This window comes from Rheinheimera sp. (genome assembly GCF_030690345.1).
Lineage (GTDB): Bacteria > Pseudomonadota > Gammaproteobacteria > Enterobacterales > Alteromonadaceae > Alishewanella.
The window spans coordinates 166,881-183,665 of record NZ_JAUYGV010000008.1; the positions used below are offsets into that span (position 1 = coordinate 166,881).

At 51.3% G+C, this 16,785-nt stretch carries 13 protein-coding genes; 1 reads left to right on the forward strand and 12 read right to left on the reverse strand.

Annotated elements, in window-relative coordinates:
- Nucleotides 1-3: 3 nt before the first annotated feature.
- The 4 genes from Q8O77_RS15750 to dnaK all read right to left on the reverse strand — a co-directional run bounded on the left by Q8O77_RS15750 (nucleotide 4) and on the right by dnaK (nucleotide 4,807).
- A complete protein-coding gene (locus tag Q8O77_RS15750) occupies nucleotides 4-639 on the reverse strand; it encodes a hypothetical protein (RefSeq protein WP_305555305.1) in 636 nt (211 codons plus the stop codon).
- A 151-nt stretch (nucleotides 640-790) separates the two neighbouring features.
- Entirely contained in the window at nucleotides 791-1,591 is an 801-nt protein-coding gene (locus tag Q8O77_RS15755; protein WP_305555308.1) for a M48 family metallopeptidase, read from the reverse strand.
- Between the two features lie 102 nt (nucleotides 1,592-1,693).
- Complete coding sequence (gene dnaJ, locus Q8O77_RS15760; RefSeq protein ID WP_305555311.1) at nucleotides 1,694-2,827, reverse strand: molecular chaperone DnaJ; 1,134 nt, start codon at nucleotides 2,825-2,827, stop codon at nucleotides 1,694-1,696.
- Between the two features lie 69 nt (nucleotides 2,828-2,896).
- Nucleotides 2,897-4,807, reverse strand: a complete 1,911-nt coding sequence (gene dnaK, locus Q8O77_RS15765; protein WP_305555314.1) for a molecular chaperone DnaK — start codon at nucleotides 4,805-4,807, stop codon at nucleotides 2,897-2,899.
- Nucleotides 4,808-5,034: 227 nt separating this feature from the next.
- Between dnaK and luxS the strand changes: the two genes are divergently transcribed.
- Nucleotides 5,035-5,544 (forward strand): S-ribosylhomocysteine lyase, encoded by a 510-nt coding sequence (luxS, locus tag Q8O77_RS15770; RefSeq protein WP_305555317.1) that lies wholly within the window; start codon nucleotides 5,035-5,037, stop codon nucleotides 5,542-5,544.
- A 171-nt stretch (nucleotides 5,545-5,715) separates the two neighbouring features.
- On the opposite strand, the gene Q8O77_RS15775 is transcribed toward luxS, so the two are convergent.
- The 8 genes from Q8O77_RS15775 to uxaC form a co-directional block, all read right to left on the reverse strand.
- The gene (locus Q8O77_RS15775; RefSeq protein ID WP_305555320.1) at nucleotides 5,716-8,466 is read right to left on the reverse strand and encodes an FAD-binding and (Fe-S)-binding domain-containing protein; all 2,751 of its coding nucleotides are present in this window, start codon (nucleotides 8,464-8,466) and stop codon (nucleotides 5,716-5,718) included.
- A gap of 144 nt (nucleotides 8,467-8,610) precedes the next feature.
- Nucleotides 8,611-8,991, reverse strand: coding sequence for a VOC family protein (locus Q8O77_RS15780; protein ID WP_305555323.1), 381 nt, complete (start codon nucleotides 8,989-8,991; stop codon nucleotides 8,611-8,613).
- Between the two features lie 3 nt (nucleotides 8,992-8,994).
- Nucleotides 8,995-10,236 carry a polysaccharide lyase family 1 protein gene (locus Q8O77_RS15785; RefSeq protein WP_305555326.1) on the reverse strand — a complete coding sequence of 414 codons (1,242 nt, stop codon included), beginning with the start codon at nucleotides 10,234-10,236 and terminating at the stop codon, nucleotides 8,995-8,997.
- A 32-nt stretch (nucleotides 10,237-10,268) separates the two neighbouring features.
- On the reverse strand, nucleotides 10,269-11,882 hold the full coding sequence (locus tag Q8O77_RS15790) for an NADP-dependent glyceraldehyde-3-phosphate dehydrogenase (RefSeq protein ID WP_305555329.1): 1,614 nt from the start codon (nucleotides 11,880-11,882) through the stop codon (nucleotides 10,269-10,271).
- A 72-nt stretch (nucleotides 11,883-11,954) separates the two neighbouring features.
- Complete coding sequence (locus tag Q8O77_RS15795) at nucleotides 11,955-12,911, reverse strand: sugar kinase (RefSeq protein WP_305555333.1); 957 nt, start codon at nucleotides 12,909-12,911, stop codon at nucleotides 11,955-11,957.
- 10 nt (nucleotides 12,912-12,921) lie between these two features.
- Complete coding sequence (gene eda / locus Q8O77_RS15800; RefSeq protein ID WP_305555336.1) at nucleotides 12,922-13,590, reverse strand: bifunctional 4-hydroxy-2-oxoglutarate aldolase/2-dehydro-3-deoxy-phosphogluconate aldolase; 669 nt, start codon at nucleotides 13,588-13,590, stop codon at nucleotides 12,922-12,924.
- On the reverse strand, nucleotides 13,590-15,059 hold the full coding sequence (locus tag Q8O77_RS15805) for a mannitol dehydrogenase family protein (protein WP_305555339.1): 1,470 nt from the start codon (nucleotides 15,057-15,059) through the stop codon (nucleotides 13,590-13,592). The genes eda and Q8O77_RS15805 overlap by 1 nt, the downstream gene beginning before the upstream one ends.
- Nucleotides 15,060-15,325: 266 nt before the next feature.
- The gene (gene uxaC, locus Q8O77_RS15810) at nucleotides 15,326-16,750 is read right to left on the reverse strand and encodes a glucuronate isomerase (RefSeq protein WP_305555343.1); all 1,425 of its coding nucleotides are present in this window, start codon (nucleotides 16,748-16,750) and stop codon (nucleotides 15,326-15,328) included.
- Between the last annotated feature and the right edge of the window lie 35 nt (nucleotides 16,751-16,785).

Consider the following 16,785-nt stretch of genomic DNA (forward strand, 5'->3'; position numbering starts at 1 on the left):
GACTCAAATGGAACAGTTCGCTACCCAGCGTGTGCTGCCATCAGTGTAGCCAAGCATGTGATCAGAAATGGTACTGAAAGAGGAAGTACTCTTCTGCGTATACCAAAATAAATAAAGACGTTCAACCAGCGCCTCAGCATCTGCCTGACCGCTATATCCCGGATACAGGCCAAAAAAAGCATTCAGATACACAGCAGCCAGATGAAAATAAATATTACTATCACCATAACCGTTGCTGGCCAACCCGGAACGCACAGAGTGAGACGCTGCCTCTAATTCTGCCGGCAAAATCAATGGCATATCCATTGCCAACTCGACTGCATCAACATAGCATTTAAGGTATTTCTGATAAATTTGCGGTTTCTTTTTGTAGATAACTTTCTTACGACTTAAATCGGTAAAAATAGAGTGGCAATTGCTCTTGTAATTTAACCAGCCGCCGGGCGAGCGACCATTCCAAAGTTTAGGAATAGTGCAATCGTGCCTGTCGGTGTTTTGAGACAAATTGCCCGACAAAGCTCCTGATACCGAACATGCACCCCACACCGATTTTGCCGGCAGACTGGCAATAACAGCTCCAACCGCCGTTTTTTGTAAAAACCGCCGTCTGGAGACATCCTTATTTTGCTTAATTTCCATATTTTGCTTTCCTGTTATCAGGCTGCATAGCTAATAAAACCTACTACGAAAGCCATGCAAGATCAAATCCAACACTACAACACTATGTTTTTAAAATAATATAAAAAAGTACCGCTTACATCACCAGCAAAACTGTAAAACAAACTGACGCTTATCGATTACACTTTGGTAACGCAGAAGCTGTCTTACGTTCATTATAAGTTTTCATTGCCGCCGGCATTTTTTCGCGTAAATCTTTGATCCGTGTTTCCGGCAACGGGTGCGTTGACATAAATTCCGGCGTTCCTCCGCCACCAGCGGCTGCCATATTTTGCCATAAGTTCACCGCCTGGCGCGGTTCAAAACCGGCTTTAGCCATTAAGTCCAGACCAATAATATCAGACTCAGACTCATGCGCACGGCTAAACGGTAAGGCAACACCCAGTTGTGCGCCCAAACCGAAAGCCGTCATCAGTTCTTTTTGATACTGTACACCATAGGCTTTCATGCCGGCATCACCCAGAGACAACACCGTTTGTAATGCCTGGTTAGTTGATAAACGCTCGTTGCTGTGACCGGCAATAACGTGGCCTATTTCATGGCCAACTACCGCAGCCAGTTGGTCCTGGTTTTCAGCTACTTTTAGCAAGCCGGTGTATACACCTATTTTACCACCCGGTAAGGCGAAGGCATTGACCTGGTCGGAATCAAATACCACAATTTCCCAGCTTTGTGCCCGCATACTGTCCGGTGTTACCGCCAGCAAACTGTTGGCCACGCACTTAACATAGTTGTTAGTTTTAACGTCTTTAGCGATCGGCGTTTCGGCTTTCATGCTTTCAAACGTTTGCGCCCCCATTTTACTCAGCTCTGTATCATTAAACAGCATGATCTGACGCCGTCCGGTAGGTGATTGCGCGCAAGCAACGATCAGCAAAGTGCAAGTAGCGCCAAGCAATAACTTCTTCAACATCAATATATCCTTATCCATTGCAGTAGCAGGGAAAATATCATCAGCTTTTATTGTATCTGCTGAAAAACAAAAAACCACCCGCAGGTGGTTTTTCATTAGTGTTTAACTGGTTAAATCATCAAAGAACTTCTTCACACCATCAAAAAAGCCTTTTGATTTCGGCCGGTGTTTGGCCTCGCCGTCTCCTGCCATACTGTCATCCAGCTGGCGCAGTAAATCTTTTTGCTTGTCGCTTAAGTTCACCGGCGTTTCGATCACCACTTTACATACCAGATCACCTACGCCGCCGCCACGTACCGATTGCACACCTTTGCCACGCAGACGGAACATTTTTTCAGTTTGCGTTTCCGCCGGAATTTTCAGCTTAACGCGGCCATCCAGCGTGGGGACATCAATTTCGCCACCCAAGGCAGCAGTAGTGAAACTCAGTGGTACATCGCAGTACAGATTATTGCCATCGCGGACGAAAATCGGGTGTTCTTTAACATGCACCTGCACGTACAGATCACCTGCCGGTGCGCCATGCATACCCGCTTCACCTTCGCCGGTTAAACGAATGCGATCGCCGGTATCTACTCCGGCCGGAATTTTCACCGACAGGGTTTTGGTTTTCTCTACGCGGCCTTCGCCGTGGCACTTGCTGCACGGATCGGGAATGATCTTACCGCGGCCATTACAGGTTGGACAGGTTTGCTGCACAGCAAAAAAGCCCTGCCGCATGGTAACCTGGCCAGCACCATGACAAGTGGGGCAGCTTTTGGCTGAAGTGCCTTTTTTCGCACCTGAGCCATCGCAGCTATCGCAACCCACCATCGTCGGAACTTTAATATCGACCGATTTACCGCGTACTGCCTCTTCAAGGCTTAATTCCAGGTTGTAGCGTAAATCTGAACCGCGCTGCGCCCGTGACTGACCACGACGACCACCGCCACCGAAGATATCACCGAATACATCGCCGAAAATATCACCAAAATCAGCACCGCCGGCGCCACCGGCACCGCCACGGTTAGGATCTACCCCGGCATGGCCATAACGGTCGTAGGCGGCGCGTTTTTGTTCATCCGACAACACCTCATAGGCTTCCTGGACTTCTTTAAACTTCTCTTCCATGGCCTTATCACCCTGAGTACGGTCGGGGTGAAATTTCATGGCGAGGCGTTTATAAGCCTTTTTGATGTCTTTATCGTCGGCGCCTTTAGCGACACCTAATACTTCATAATAGTCACGCTTGGACATAGTTCCCGCTCAGTAAATGTCTTAATGCCAAAAGGCTGGCACCAGGCCAGCCCTTATACTTCAGCCAGATTACTTCTTATCGTCTTTGACTTCTTCGAACTCAGCATCAACCACATCGTCGTTGCTGTCAGCTTGCTGGCCGGCATCGCCGCCACCTTGCTGCGCTTTAGCCTGAGCTGCTTCCATCAACTTCTGCGACGCCTGGATCAGAGCTTGTGACTTCTCGTCAATCGCTGCCTTGTCACTGCCTTTTAACACAGCTTCCAGCTCTTTGATGGCTGTCTCAATGGCTTCTTTGTCATTAGCCGCTAAGCTGTCGCCCACTTCTTCCAGTTGTTTGCGCGTGGCATGTACCATCGCATCCGCCTGGTTACGGGTTTGTACCAGCTCTTCAAACTTTTTATCGTCCTCAGCGTGCGCTTCAGCATCACGTACCATGGCCTGAATTTCTTCATCGGTTAAACCCGAGTTGGCCTTGATGGTGATCTTCTGCTCTTTGCCGGTGTCTTTATCTTTAGCCGACACATGCAGAATACCATCAGCATCTAAATCGAATACTACTTCAATTTGTGGCTCGCCACGACGACCGCCGCGAATGCCTTCCAGGTTAAACTGGCCCAGTGACTTGTTGTCAGACGCACGCTTACGCTCGCCCTGCAGCACGTGAATAGTTACCGCAGACTGGTTATCTTCAGCGGTAGAGAACACCTGCGATTTCTTAGTTGGGATCGTGGTGTTTTTCTCAATCAGCGCCGTCATCACGCTGCCCATGGTTTCAATACCCAGTGACAGAGGCGTAACATCAAGCAACAATACGTCTTTAACATCACCTGACAGTACCGCGCCCTGAATAGCGGCACCCACTGCTACTGCTTCATCCGGGTTTACGTCTTTACGTGGCTCTTTGCCAAAGAAAGCTGTTACCGCTTCCTGAACTTTTGGCATCCGCGTTTGACCGCCCACCAGGATAATGTCGTTAATTTCACCGACGCTTAAATCAGCATCTTTCAGCGCTTGTTTCAGCGGCTCAATAGTGCGCTGAATTAAGTCTTCTACCAGTGATTCCAGCTTGGCACGGGTTACCTTGATGTTCAGGTGTTTCGGGCCTGAGGCATCAGCAGTAATGTACGGCAGGTTCACTTCAGTTTGTGATGCTGACGACAGCTCAATCTTGGCTTTTTCAGCAGACTCTTTTAAGCGCTGCATCGCCAATGGGTCGTTACGCAGGTCAATGCCCTGCTCTTTTTTGAATTCTTCAACTAAGTAGTTGATTAAACGGTTATCGAAGTCTTCACCACCTAAGTGGGTATCACCGTTAGTGGCCAATACTTCAAAAGTTTGCTCGCCGTCAACATCGTCAATCTCAATGATAGAGATATCAAAAGTACCACCACCTAAGTCATATACCGCAACCTTGGTGTCGCCTTTCTTTTTATCCATACCATAGGCCAGCGCTGCTGCAGTTGGCTCATTGATAATGCGTTTTACGTCTAAGCCTGCGATACGGCCGGCATCTTTGGTTGCCTGACGCTGTGCATCGTTAAAGTAAGCTGGTACCGTAATTACCGCAGCCGTTACCGCTTCACCTAAGAAATCCTCAGCGGTTTTCTTCATTTTTTTCAGCACTTCGGCTGAAATTTGCGGTGCGGCTAATTTTTTGCCTTTAACTTCAACCCAGGCATCGCCATTATCTGCTTTTACGATAGCGTAAGGCATAATTTTGATGTCGCGTTGTACTTCTTCGTCTTCAAAGCGACGGCCGATTAAACGCTTAATAGCGAATAAGGTGTTTTTCGGGTTAGTAACTGCCTGACGTTTTGCCGGCTGGCCCACTAATACTTCGCCGTCTTCAGCGTAAGCAATAATAGAAGGCGTAGTACGGGTACCTTCAGCGTTTTCTAATACGCGAGGTTTATCGCCGTCTAATACTGCTACACAAGAGTTGGTTGTACCCAAGTCAATACCGATAATTCTGCCCATAACTACACTCCACTTAATATTCTGAACAATCACAAATTGCGTTGAGCGATTAATGGGGATTAGCCCTGATCCATTCAAGGTTATTAGAGCAAAAATTTTGCCATCCGGGCATTTAATCCGGTTTTAGCGCCGGTTTAACGCTGTTATCTGCCGATAACGGTTAACTTATACAGCTTTACCTGCCTATAATAGCCGCCATCTGTAGCATTCATTTTGAGGGTGTTGTTATGCCATTACTCGACAGTTTCACCGTAGACCATACCATTATGAAAGCCCCCGCCGTGCGCGTGGCGAAGAAAATGAACACGCCTAAAGGCGATGCCATCACGGTATTTGATTTGCGTTTTTGCGTGCCGAATGAAGAAATCCTGTCGGAAAAAGGTATTCATACGCTGGAGCATTTATTTGCCGGTTTTATGCGCGACCATTTAAATGGCAACGATGTAGAAATTATCGACATTTCGCCCATGGGTTGTCGCACCGGCTTTTATATGAGCTTAATTGGCACCCCGGACGAGCAACGTGTCGCCAAAGCCTGGCAAGCGGCGATGGACGATGTGCTGCATGTTGCCAGCCAGAGCGATATTCCTGAGCTGAATATTTACCAGTGCGGCACCGCGCAAATGCACTCGCTGGAAGAAGCTAAGCAGATTGCCAAGAATATTCTTGACCGTGGTGTCGGTGTTAACCTTAATGACGAGCTGGCATTACCGGCTGAGATTTTAAATAAGCTGTAATACTTAGCGGCGTCAGTTCAGAACATGTGTGTTGGCTTCAATTGCCAACAACACGAAAAGACGCCGTAAATACCTCCCTGTAGGCTCCTCTGTGGCATCCCTGCCACAGACGCTTTTCTTAGTTGTCGCCAATCTCGCTAGCCAGTTTCGTTGCAGTGACGCTGCAAAAGCTTATGAGCACTTATCCAGCAAATACACCAGGTGCTGATACTCAATACCGCTGTGGCGCGATAAACCAATTTCACAAGTCCGGCTGGTTGACACCCCCTGCGAGCAGCCACTTACCTGCTGCTGTAGACCAGACAGCGCCGAGGCATTCAACTGTGGTAATACAAAACCTTTATCCCCGGCAAAGCCGCAGCAGCTGATGCCTTCCGGTATCACGACGTTATTACTGCAGGCAGAGAGCAGCCGCTGAAGTTTACCGGCCTGACCCAGTTGGCTGGCGCTGCAGGTAATATGCAGTGCTACCGGCTCGCTAAGCGGCGTGATATTCAACTTCGGCAACACCTTGTCATGTAAAAAGTCGACACTGTCATAGATCCTCAGCCGCGGGTCTAATTTGCTGCGCAAGGTTAAACTGCAGGGGCTGGTATCAGAAAACACCGCAATGTCGCCGTTATTGCTAACCTTAAGCAGCCACTGCTCCAGCTCGCGTTGTTTCAGCTCTGCCGCAGCAAACTGGCCCTTGGATTGAAACGGCATACCGCAGCACTGGTTAGCCAGGCCGTCAGGCATTATTAACTGATAACCTGCTTTTTGCAGTAAGCTGGCGCTTACCTGCTGCAAACTGCGTTTATCTTTACTGCCAGCCTGTGGCGCCATTACCCGGCCTGAGCAACTGGCTAAATAGATAACAGGTTTCAGCCGGGTATCTGCATGGGCTATTGGCAGCACATTGTTATAGTTTGCAGTTGGCATAGCGCTATGCCACAAAGCTCGCAGCGGCAGCAATTTAGCAAATATGCTGCCTATAGCCAGGCCAGCACGGGCCATAGCTGATACCGCCGTAAAATGCCTGGCAATAACAGCCGCCAGCCCCTGCCAGGGCCGGTTATGCTCTGCCCGCAGTTGCCGGGTCAGGTCGCCGGTATTAATACCCACCGGACAGGCGGTACTGCACATACCGCAGGCAGCACAGCTATCATTACCCTGATACTGATACGATTGCTGCAATGCCGCCAGCCGCTCAGGTTCATCGCCGCTGCGGCGTAAGCGCGATATCTCACGCTGGGTAACAATGCGCTGGCGTGGTGTTAGCGTTAATTTGCGCGACGGGCACACCGGCTCACAAAAGCCGCATTCAATGCATTTATCAACCAAAGGGTTCGTCGCCGGCAACGGCTTTAAGTTTTGCAGATGCAACTGCGGATTGTGGCTTAGCACTACCTCAGGGTTAAGAATGTGGTTAGGGTCGAGCAGCTTTTTAATTTGCCACATCAGCTGATAGGCTTGGTTGCCCCACTCCAGCTCAACAAAGGGTGCCATATTGCGGCCGGTGCCATGTTCAGCTTTTAATGAGCCGCCAAATTCTACCGCCACCAATTGCGCCACTTCCTGCATAAAGGCATCGTAACGGGCTACCTGGGTAGCATCATCGAAGCCCTGGGTAAAGACAAAATGCAGATTACCTTCCAGCGCATGGCCAAAAATAATCGCCTCAGTGTAATAATACTTATCAAACAGCTGCTGCAGCCGTGATACCCCTTGTGCCAATTGCGCAACCGGAAAGGTAACATCTTCAATAATCACCGTAGTGCCGGTTTTACGTACCGCACCTACTGCCGGAAAAGTGCCTTTGCGAATAGCCCACAGCTGGTTATATACCGCCGGGTCGGTACTGAATTCCACTTGCTGCTCCAGCTCAAACGCGGTCAGACTGGCCGGGATCTGCACCAGCTGCTGTTGCAACAAACTACCGCTGGCAGCCGTGGTTTCAATTAATAAGGCACAAGCATTATCAGACAAGTTTTTTACCCAAGCCGGCATACCCGGTTTATGCGCTACCGAGCGCAGGCTGCGCCGGTCGAGCAGCTCTACCGCCGATACCGGCTGCTGCTTTAATACTGTTACCGCACGACAGCAGCTTTCCACCGACGGAAACACCAACAAGCTACTGGCACGGTGCGGATAATCCGGCACGGTGTTGTAGGTCACGGCACTGATAAACCCCAGACAGCCTTCAGAGCCGACCATTAAATGAGTAAGGATATCAATTGGATCGGTAAATTCAGTTAAGGCATTCAGTGAAAAACCGGTGGTGTTTTTTAAACGGTATTTGTGGCGGATTTTGTTGCTAAGCTCGTTGTTGGCCCGAGTTTGTGCCCCCAGTTCAGCAAGTTCAGCCAGTAATTCACTGTGGCTGTGGCGAAACGCCGCTACACTTTGCGCATCTTCAGTATCCAGCACAGTGCCGTCGAATAACACCAGCCGCATTGCTGAGAGCGTATTAAAGCTGTTATGCGCCGTGCCGCAGCACATGCCGCTGGCGTTATTGGCCACGATACCGCCGATTTTGCAGCTGTTAATCGATGCCGGATCGGGGCCGATTTTGCGCTGAAATTTTGTCAGTACACTGTTGGCCGCCGCACCAATTACGCCCGGTTGCAGGCGTATTTGCTCACCTAAACCGCGCACTTCACGCTGCTGCCAGTTTTCGCCCAGCACCAGCAGCACCGAATCGGTTACTGCCTGGCCGGATAAACTGGTGCCGGCCGCACGGAAGGTTAGCGCAACCTTAAATTCATTCGCCAGTTTTAACAACGCCACCACTTCAGTTTCGCTTTCAACGCGCAAGACCAACTTGGGCAGCAAGCGATAAAAGCTGGCGTCAGTGCCATACGCCAGCGTAGCAACAGGGTCGTCAAAATAACGTTCAGCCGGAATAAGCTGTTTAACGGCCTGAATAAACTGCGCGTGCATGCAAACCTCTGGCTGGAAACACTGACGGTAGATTAACCGATAATACGGTATTCTCTTAAAGCTTGCATAAATTTTTTGCCATAAAAATCAATTTATGAATAATTTATTCACACGAATTAGCATGCAACAGGTATAAAGCGGGTTTTACCTGCCGCCACCGCGCCGGCACAGTTGCAGTGCTAAGCCCCAGGGATCGCGCAACATGGCCAGGTGCGAGCCGTCATTCAGGTGTACATCGGTAACATGGCTGGCACCGGCGGCGATTAGCCGGGCGCTGTCGGCGACCGGATCGGTTGATACCAGCGCCAGGTGCAATATCAGCGGGTCCATAGCGGCGTAATCGGGTACCTGATCGGCCGGGTTGCAGTAAATTTCTATCATCATGACGCCGCTGTCGTCGGCAAGAAAATGCGTTTGCGCCGCATCATTTAATGCCCGTTTTAAGCTAAAGCCTAAATGCTGCCTGTACCAGCTGGCCATCTGCTGCGGTTGGGCGACATTAAAAGCGACGTGTTCGATACGCATAACTCAGGGTTCCTGTTGTTTGTTACCGGCCGGAATAAAGCTGTCCAGCCAGGCCTTGATATTGTCTGTTGGCACGTCCAGCGCGCGGTACACCGGTTCTATCTGCGGATAACCTCCCACCTGCTGCTGGCTGTCGATAATGCGGCTGTTGCCGGTTTGCACCTGCTGCACAATGCGTTGATCAATGCTGTCGCGCTGCCAATAGCGGGCACCGGCCTGTGTCAGCACCATAGCTTCAGTTTCGCTGGCCGGTAAGGCGCTGTAACCGGCTGGCCACAGCGGTGGCGTATCAAGGCGGTTAATTACGCCCTGAGTGTCGTACATCGCTTGTTGGCGCAGGTTAAAGGTTTGATTATCTGCCATGAAGGCATCACCACGGTCTGATATCAGCGCTAAATCGGAATAAGAGTCCGTGCCATAACGCAACACATTACCCACTACAGCCACCTGCGGGTTTTGTGGGCTGATGCCTGAGCTCTGCCATTCGCGCTCGATAAAACCTAACTGCACCGCTGCGTTACCGGCGTTAATAATCAGGTTATTGGCGACCACGCCGGAACTGAACGCTTTGAAGTACGGGTTGCGTCTGTCATTGCTGACAAATAAATTGCCGATAAAGGCCACCTGCTGCACATTGTCATGTACCAGCGCACCTTTACTATGTTTGCCTTTGATATGGCTGGCATAATCCAGTGCTTCGGCCAGAATATTGTGCCGGAAGCTGATGTGCTTCGAGGTAGCAGCCGCGCCTTTATCGCGCGGGCCGGACGCCGACACCAGCTCGTCGGTGGCCCAGCTTATCGAGTTATGCTCGACCAACACATTGCAGGCATTGCTGCCGGTTACCGCTATGCCGTCGGTGTCCCAGCCGGCACGTTTAGCCAAACCGGCATCGCCCGGGCGGATATGTAAATGCCGCACTATCACATCATGGCTGATAATCCGCAGGCCGCCTTTAATCAGCGTAATGCCGGGGTTAGGGGCTGTTTCACCGGCGATGGTCAGGTATGGCTGATTTATTTCCAGATTAGTGCGCTGAAGATCTATCACCCCAGCCACTTCAAACACCACGATGCGCGGCCCGCTGTGCGCCAACGCGGCGGCCAGAGAGCCGGGCCCGTTGCGGTTCAGGTTAGTTACCTTTAACACCACACCGCCTGCACCGCCCGGCGTATCCAGACCAAAGTTAGTGCAGTGTTTATCTGATTGTGCCGCCACAGTACCAGCCAGCAACGGCAACACCATCAGCAGCGCCCTGCAATATAACCAGCGCGGTATCAAAACAAAAAGTCCGTTGATAAAAAGTGCGAGCTGCGCGCCTTTACCATCTGTTTAACAAAATCGATATCCGCCTGCTGATATTTCGCGGCCACTAAGGTTGGCGTAGAAAACTGCCGCAGCGCGTCCACCACCGACAAGGTGCCTTCGGCAGAGTCTTTACGGCCGTTAAACGGAAAGCTATCCGGCCCGCGTTGGCACTGGCTGTTGATATTAATCCGCCCCACCTGATTGGCAAAAATATCTACCAGTTCACCGACTTGCTGCGCGTCCTGACCGAAGATACTCAGCTGCTGGCCAAAGTTAGAATTAACTACATAATCAATCACTTCATTAATATCGTTATAAGGCACTACCGGCACCAGCGGGCCGAACTGTTCTTCGTTATATAACCGCATACTGTTGTTTACCGGATACAGCAATGCAGGGGTAAACAATGAAGCTGTGGTTGCGCCGCCACCGGGGTTTTGCAACTTAGCGCCTTTGCTTAGCGCGTCTTTAAGTAGCTCTGTTAAAAACTGCGTTTTGCCGGGCTCCGGCAGTGGGGTTATCGCCACGCCTTGCTGCCACGGCATACCGGCTTTCAGCTCACCGATAGCATGCGAGAGTTTATCTACCAGCTCGGCGGCACGGCTTTGCTGCACAAACAGAATTTTCAGCGCGGTACAGCGCTGGCCGTTAAACGACAAACTACCGGCCACGCATTCCTTCACTGTGCGCTCCATATCGGCGTCGGGCAAAATAATCGCCGGGTTCTTGGCATCCAGCCCCAGCACAGCGCGCAGCCGGTGTGGCTTGGGGTGCATACGTTTTAAGTCACTGGCGCCTTTGTTGGTACCGATAAAAGCGAATAAATCAATTTTGCCGCTTTCCATCAGCACGCCAACGGTTTCACGGCCACGGCCGTAGATAATGTTAATTACCCCGGGCGGGAAGCTTTGTAAAAACGCCTGCAATAGCGGCTGAATAAGCAATACGCCGTATTTTGCCGGTTTAAAAATCACCGTGTTACCCATGATCAGCGCCGGGATCAGCGTGGTAAAAGTTTCGTTCAGCGGATAATTAAACGGCCCCATACACAGCGCAACGCCCACCGGCACGCGGCGGATTTTGCCTAAACTGCCCTGCTCAATAATAAAGTGGCTGGCGTCTCTGTCTTGCTGCTTTAACGCTTCGATGGTATCGCGGATATAGTCACAGGTGCGGTCGAATTCTTTCGCCGCATCAGGGTAGGTTTTGCCTATTTCCCACATTAGCAGGCGGATAACTTCAGCGCGCTGCAGTTGCATTAACCCGAGGAATTTCTCCACATGCTGAATACGCTCCAGCACCGCCATCGTCGGCCAGGCGCCGCGGCCTAAGTCGTAGGCTTTTACCGCACTGTCGAGGGCTTTTAATGCCGTGTCGGCGTCCAGTAACGGCGTATGGCCCAGCACTACTTGCTGTAAGTTAATGCCTTCCCGTAAATATACGGGGCTCACGACCGGGCTTAATTCGCCCTGCCACTGCACCAACTCGCCATTTAACAAATAGTCGCGCTGGGTTATTTCTGCTGTATGGGCAAACTCTGCCGGTATATCAGCGGCTTGCGGAAAAACTGTTGCTAAACTCATGCCTTGCTCCTTCTAACAAAATTGACTTGGTTGCAAGTGCGATGTATGTCCGGTTTAAACCGGATCTTGTTATTACTTCACAAACACTGAAGGCCGGTTCTGTGCCCAAAAGCCGTTAAAGTGATCCTTACCGACAATAGCGCCGGTGTGCTCAACGACAAAGCCCGCTAAACGGGCGGCAAACTTCACTGCATGCTGCGGTGCTATACCACCTAACCGCGCAGCCAGATAACCGCCGTTAAACGAATCGCCGGCTGCAGTGGTGTCTACCACCTTCTTCACCGGATGCGCCAACGCCGTAAAACCCTGCTGCTGATAACGGCCGTTAATGCCGTTCTTGCCATCTTTAACAATAATCTCCGCCACACCCAGCTCTGTTAACTGCTCAACCACATCCTTGGTGGTTTGCGCCTCAAACAGCACCCGATGATCGTCCAGCCCCGGCAGCGCCACATCGGCTAAACTGTAAGCCTGAATAAAGGCCGCTTTGGCCGCTTCAGCATTAGGCCACAGCGCCGGGCGATAATTCGGATCAAACACAATCTGGCTGCCATCGGCTTTTAACCGGCTTACCAGCTCAAACAATTGCGCTCTGTCGGCATCAGATAAAATCGCCAGCGTAATGCCGGAGAAATAAAACATATCGCAGCCTTTAATGGCGTTGTAATTGAGCTGGGCGTTAAAACACTGCAATACCTGCTTTGCTGCCGAGCTGTCGCGCCAGTAGACAAAACTGCGCTCGCCAAAAGCATCGGTATTTATCATATACAGGCCCGGCCGTGCAGTTTTGGTACGCAGCATCAGGCTGGTGTCTATTTTTTCCCGCTCTACCGCCCGTACCAACTTGTCGCTGATAAGATCGGTACCCACTGCCGTAAAAAACTGTACGTCGACCGGGTTCTCACAGGTGCGTTTTAAATACACCGCAGTATTAAACACATCACCGGCAAAATTCTGGTGATAAACATTGTCGACCAGCTGATACAGCTCGACCATGCACTCGCCCATAATGACAATACGTTTGCTCATGCCGTGCTCCTTAAGCTGCGGTTTTAATCTGTTTGGCAATAGCGGTCGCTTCAGCGGCCAGGGCGGTTATTTGGCTCCACTGCTGTGCTTTTACCAGATTAGCCGGGGTTAACCAGGAGCCGCCCACTACAAACACATTTTTCAGCGCTAAAAACTCGGCCAGATTATGCTGACCAATACCGCCGGTGGGGCAAAACTTCACCTGTTGGAATACGCCGCTCAGGGCTTTTAGCATCTCAATGCCGCCGGATAAGTGCGCCGGGAAAAACTTAACTTCGCGCAAACCATATTCATACGCCATGGCAATTTCCGACGGTGTCGCTACACCGGGTGCCAATGGCAAGCCGGTATCGATCATCGCTTCAAGCAACTTTGGTGTACTGGCCGGGCTGACCAAAAACTGCGCGCCGGCATCTTTACAAGCGTTGGCATCGGCTGCCGACAATATAGTGCCGGCGCCGACCAATAAATTTGGCAAGGCAGTGCGAATAGCAGTAATCGCCGCTAGCGCCTGGCGGGTGCGCAGCACCACTTCAACCGACCCTACGCCGCCATCGGCCAGCGCTTTGGCTATGGCGACAGCTTGATGCGGCGTGTCGGCCTGAATTATCGGTAATAATGCCGGCCCCCTGATCACAGAAGAAAGCAGTGACGACAATAACTGAGGTAACGACGACATTAAATAACTCCTGCAAAAGCGGCCAGCGCAGCGGCTGGTCGGGTAACTAATTGCTGATAAGCAGCATGCACTGTACTAAAAAAGGTGTTGTTTAAACTGAGCTGTGGCGGGAACACCGCATCTACCGCTAAAAACAGCGCTACGTCAGTGTCGGCATTGCCGCTGCACTGCGCCGCTACGGCCAGCAGTTGCTCTGCCAGCGGGTCAACCAGTTTTTCGTTGTCGTTATAACGCTTAACAATAAAAAGGCACCAGGCGGCGATGGCAAACGCCAGTTTGTCTATCGGTTTACCGGCGGCTAAGTTGTCGCTGATGGCAGGCAGAATGCGCATCGGTAGCTTTTGCGAGCCGTCCCAGGCAATTTGCGCCAGCAAATGGCGGATAGCCGGGTTACGAAACCGCGCTAATATATCGTTACTGTACTGCTTAACATCCAACTCCGCCGGGGCTTTGAACGACGGCATAATCTCGTCGCTTATCATCTGCTGAATAAACTGCGTCAGCACTTCATCCTGCATCGCATCGAATACGGTTTCATATCCAAGCAGACAGCCAACATAAGCCAGCGTAGAGTGCGGTGCGTTGAGTAAACGCAGCTTGGCTTTTTCAAAGGCGCTGACATCCTGGGCATAAATTACCCCGGCTTGCTGCCAGGCGGGTCTGTCAGCCGGTAAAATATCTTCAATCACCCACTGCACAAAGGCTTCGCGTTTAATTGGCCAGTTATCCTGTACGCCCAACACCCCGGCTACCTGGGCTTTAATGGCATCATCGGTGGCAGGGGTAATGCTGTCGACCATAGTGCAGGGGCTGATCAGCTGCTGGCTTAGCCAGTTGGCGATAGTGGGGTCTTTTTGCTCAGCAAAGGCAATAAGCGCGTTACGCAGCTTATGGCCATTGTCGGTAAGGTTGTCACAGCTGATCACGCAAAACGGCGCGATATTGGCCTGGTAGCGGGCCGCCAGTGCGGTAAACAATAAGCCAATGGCTGTGATCGGTTGGCCGCTGCCGGTTAAATCCTGCTGAATTTGGCTGTGGTTTAAGTCCAGTTTACCGCTGCCATTTAAGCAGTAGCCTTTTTCGGTAATGGTCAGGGTAACGTATCTGGTGCTGGCGGCAGTTAAGCGCGCTAATACCTGGCTGTACTGTTCGCTGGCGATCAGCACTTCCTGCACCGAGCCGATAACCTGATAGCTTTGCACGGCATCCAGCACGGCCAGGGTATACAAGCCATCTTGCGGTGATAAAGCCTGGCTGACATCGGGTGAGCGCATTGATACCGCACTGATGGCCCAGTCGCCGCCAAATTGCAGCGCTTGTTCGGTATACCACGCCTGATGGCCGCGGAAAAAGGCACCGGGGCCTAGGTGCACTATGCCGATTTGCGGCTTTTGCTCTGCCAGCCGGTAAGCCGGTATTGGCAGTTTGCCGTTTAGGCTTGCCAGAGTCTGATTGTTTAGTTGTGTCATCAGTTTTTTGCCATTTGATTTAGGCTTCGCGGTCAGACAGCACACAAAGACGCCGTAAATACGTCCCTGTAGACTCCTCTGCCGCATCCATGCGGCAGACGCTTTGTTTAGCTATCTGCCCGCTGCGCTTTTCTGCAGTGTAGGCTTGGGCAGTTTGTTACACGCAGAGACGTCGTGAATACATCCTTGTAGACTCCTCTCCAGCATCCCTGCTGGAGACGCTCTGCTTAGTAACAATCTGCCCCGCTATAACGTTCTGTTTATTGTTACTTCAACTGATACGCTTTCTTTACCAGGCCGTAAGTCAGCTCGTAGGCTAACTCGCCGGCTTCTTCTTCGCTTAAGCGATGCTCGGCCACCAAGCCTGCCAGGAAGCGGCAGTCTATGCGCCTTGCTACGTCGTGCCGTGCCGGTATAGATAAAAACGCCCGTGTATCGTCGTTAAACCCCACAGTGTTGTAAAAACCGGCGGTTTCGGTTACCTGATGGCGAAAGCGCAGCATGCCTTCCGGGCTGTCATGGAACCACCAGGCCGGGCCAAGTTTTAACGCCGGGTAATGGCCTGCCAGTGGCGCCAGTTCACGAGCATAAGTGGTCTCGTCCAGCGTAAACAGAATGATGTTTAAACTGGCTTCGTTGCCGTATTTCTGCAGCAACGGCTTAAGCGCCTGCACGTATTCGGTCGGGCTTGGGATATCGGCGCCTTTGTCGGCACCAAAACGCTCAAAAATCACCTGGTTGTGGTTACGGTGTGCACCGGGGTGAATTTGCATCGTCATGCCATCTTCCAGGCTCATGCCGGCCATTTCAGTCAGCATCTGGCCGCGGAACAGCTCGGTTTCTGCTGCGGTGGCTTTACCGCTTAAGCAGCGTTGGAATAATGCCGCGGCATCTTTCATGGCCAAATCTGCCGTAATGGCAGTAGGGTGGCCGTGATCGGTCGCGGTAGCACCGTGCTCACGAAACACCTTACGGCGCTTGCGCAGTGCTGCCAGATAACCCTGCCAGCTTTTCGTATCTTCGCCGGTAATTTCGCCTAATTTAGCCACGTTAGCGGCAAAATCGGCGCGGTCGGCATCTACCACATCGTCGGGGCGGAAGGTGGTGATAACGCGGCTTTCAAAGCCGCTGCCTTTGAGCTTTGCATGGTGTTTTAAATCGTTTAGCGCGCCTTCGGTGGTGGCAATCAGCTCGATATTAAAACGCTGTAACAACGCTCGCGGTTTAAACTCGGGTTTAGCCAGTTGGGCGTTAATGCTGTCGTAATAATGATCGGCGGTATCTTCACACAGGGTCTCGGTTAAACCGAATACGTCGTGGAATACCGTGTCGAGCCAAATGCGTGATGGTGTGCCGCGAAACAGGTAATAGAGTTTGGCAAAAATATGGAAGATTTTGCGGTAATCGCTTTCCACCACGGCACCGTCTTTACGGCGTATGCCTAACTCTTCGAGCTTAATGCCCTGGCTGTATAACATGCGAAACACATAGTGATCCGGCAGCAGCAATAAGGCGGTGGCATTGTCCCAGTTGGCGTCTTCAGCAAACCAGCGTGGATCGGTATGGCCGTGCGGACTGACAATCGGCAAGTCTTTAATTTGCTGATATAAACGCCGGGCGATATCGCGCACCACAGGATCTGACGGGAATAACCGGTCCGGGTGCAGTTCTAAGCGACGACTCTGTGCCATATTCAAGTCCTGTTATAAAAAGTGTTTAAATTCAA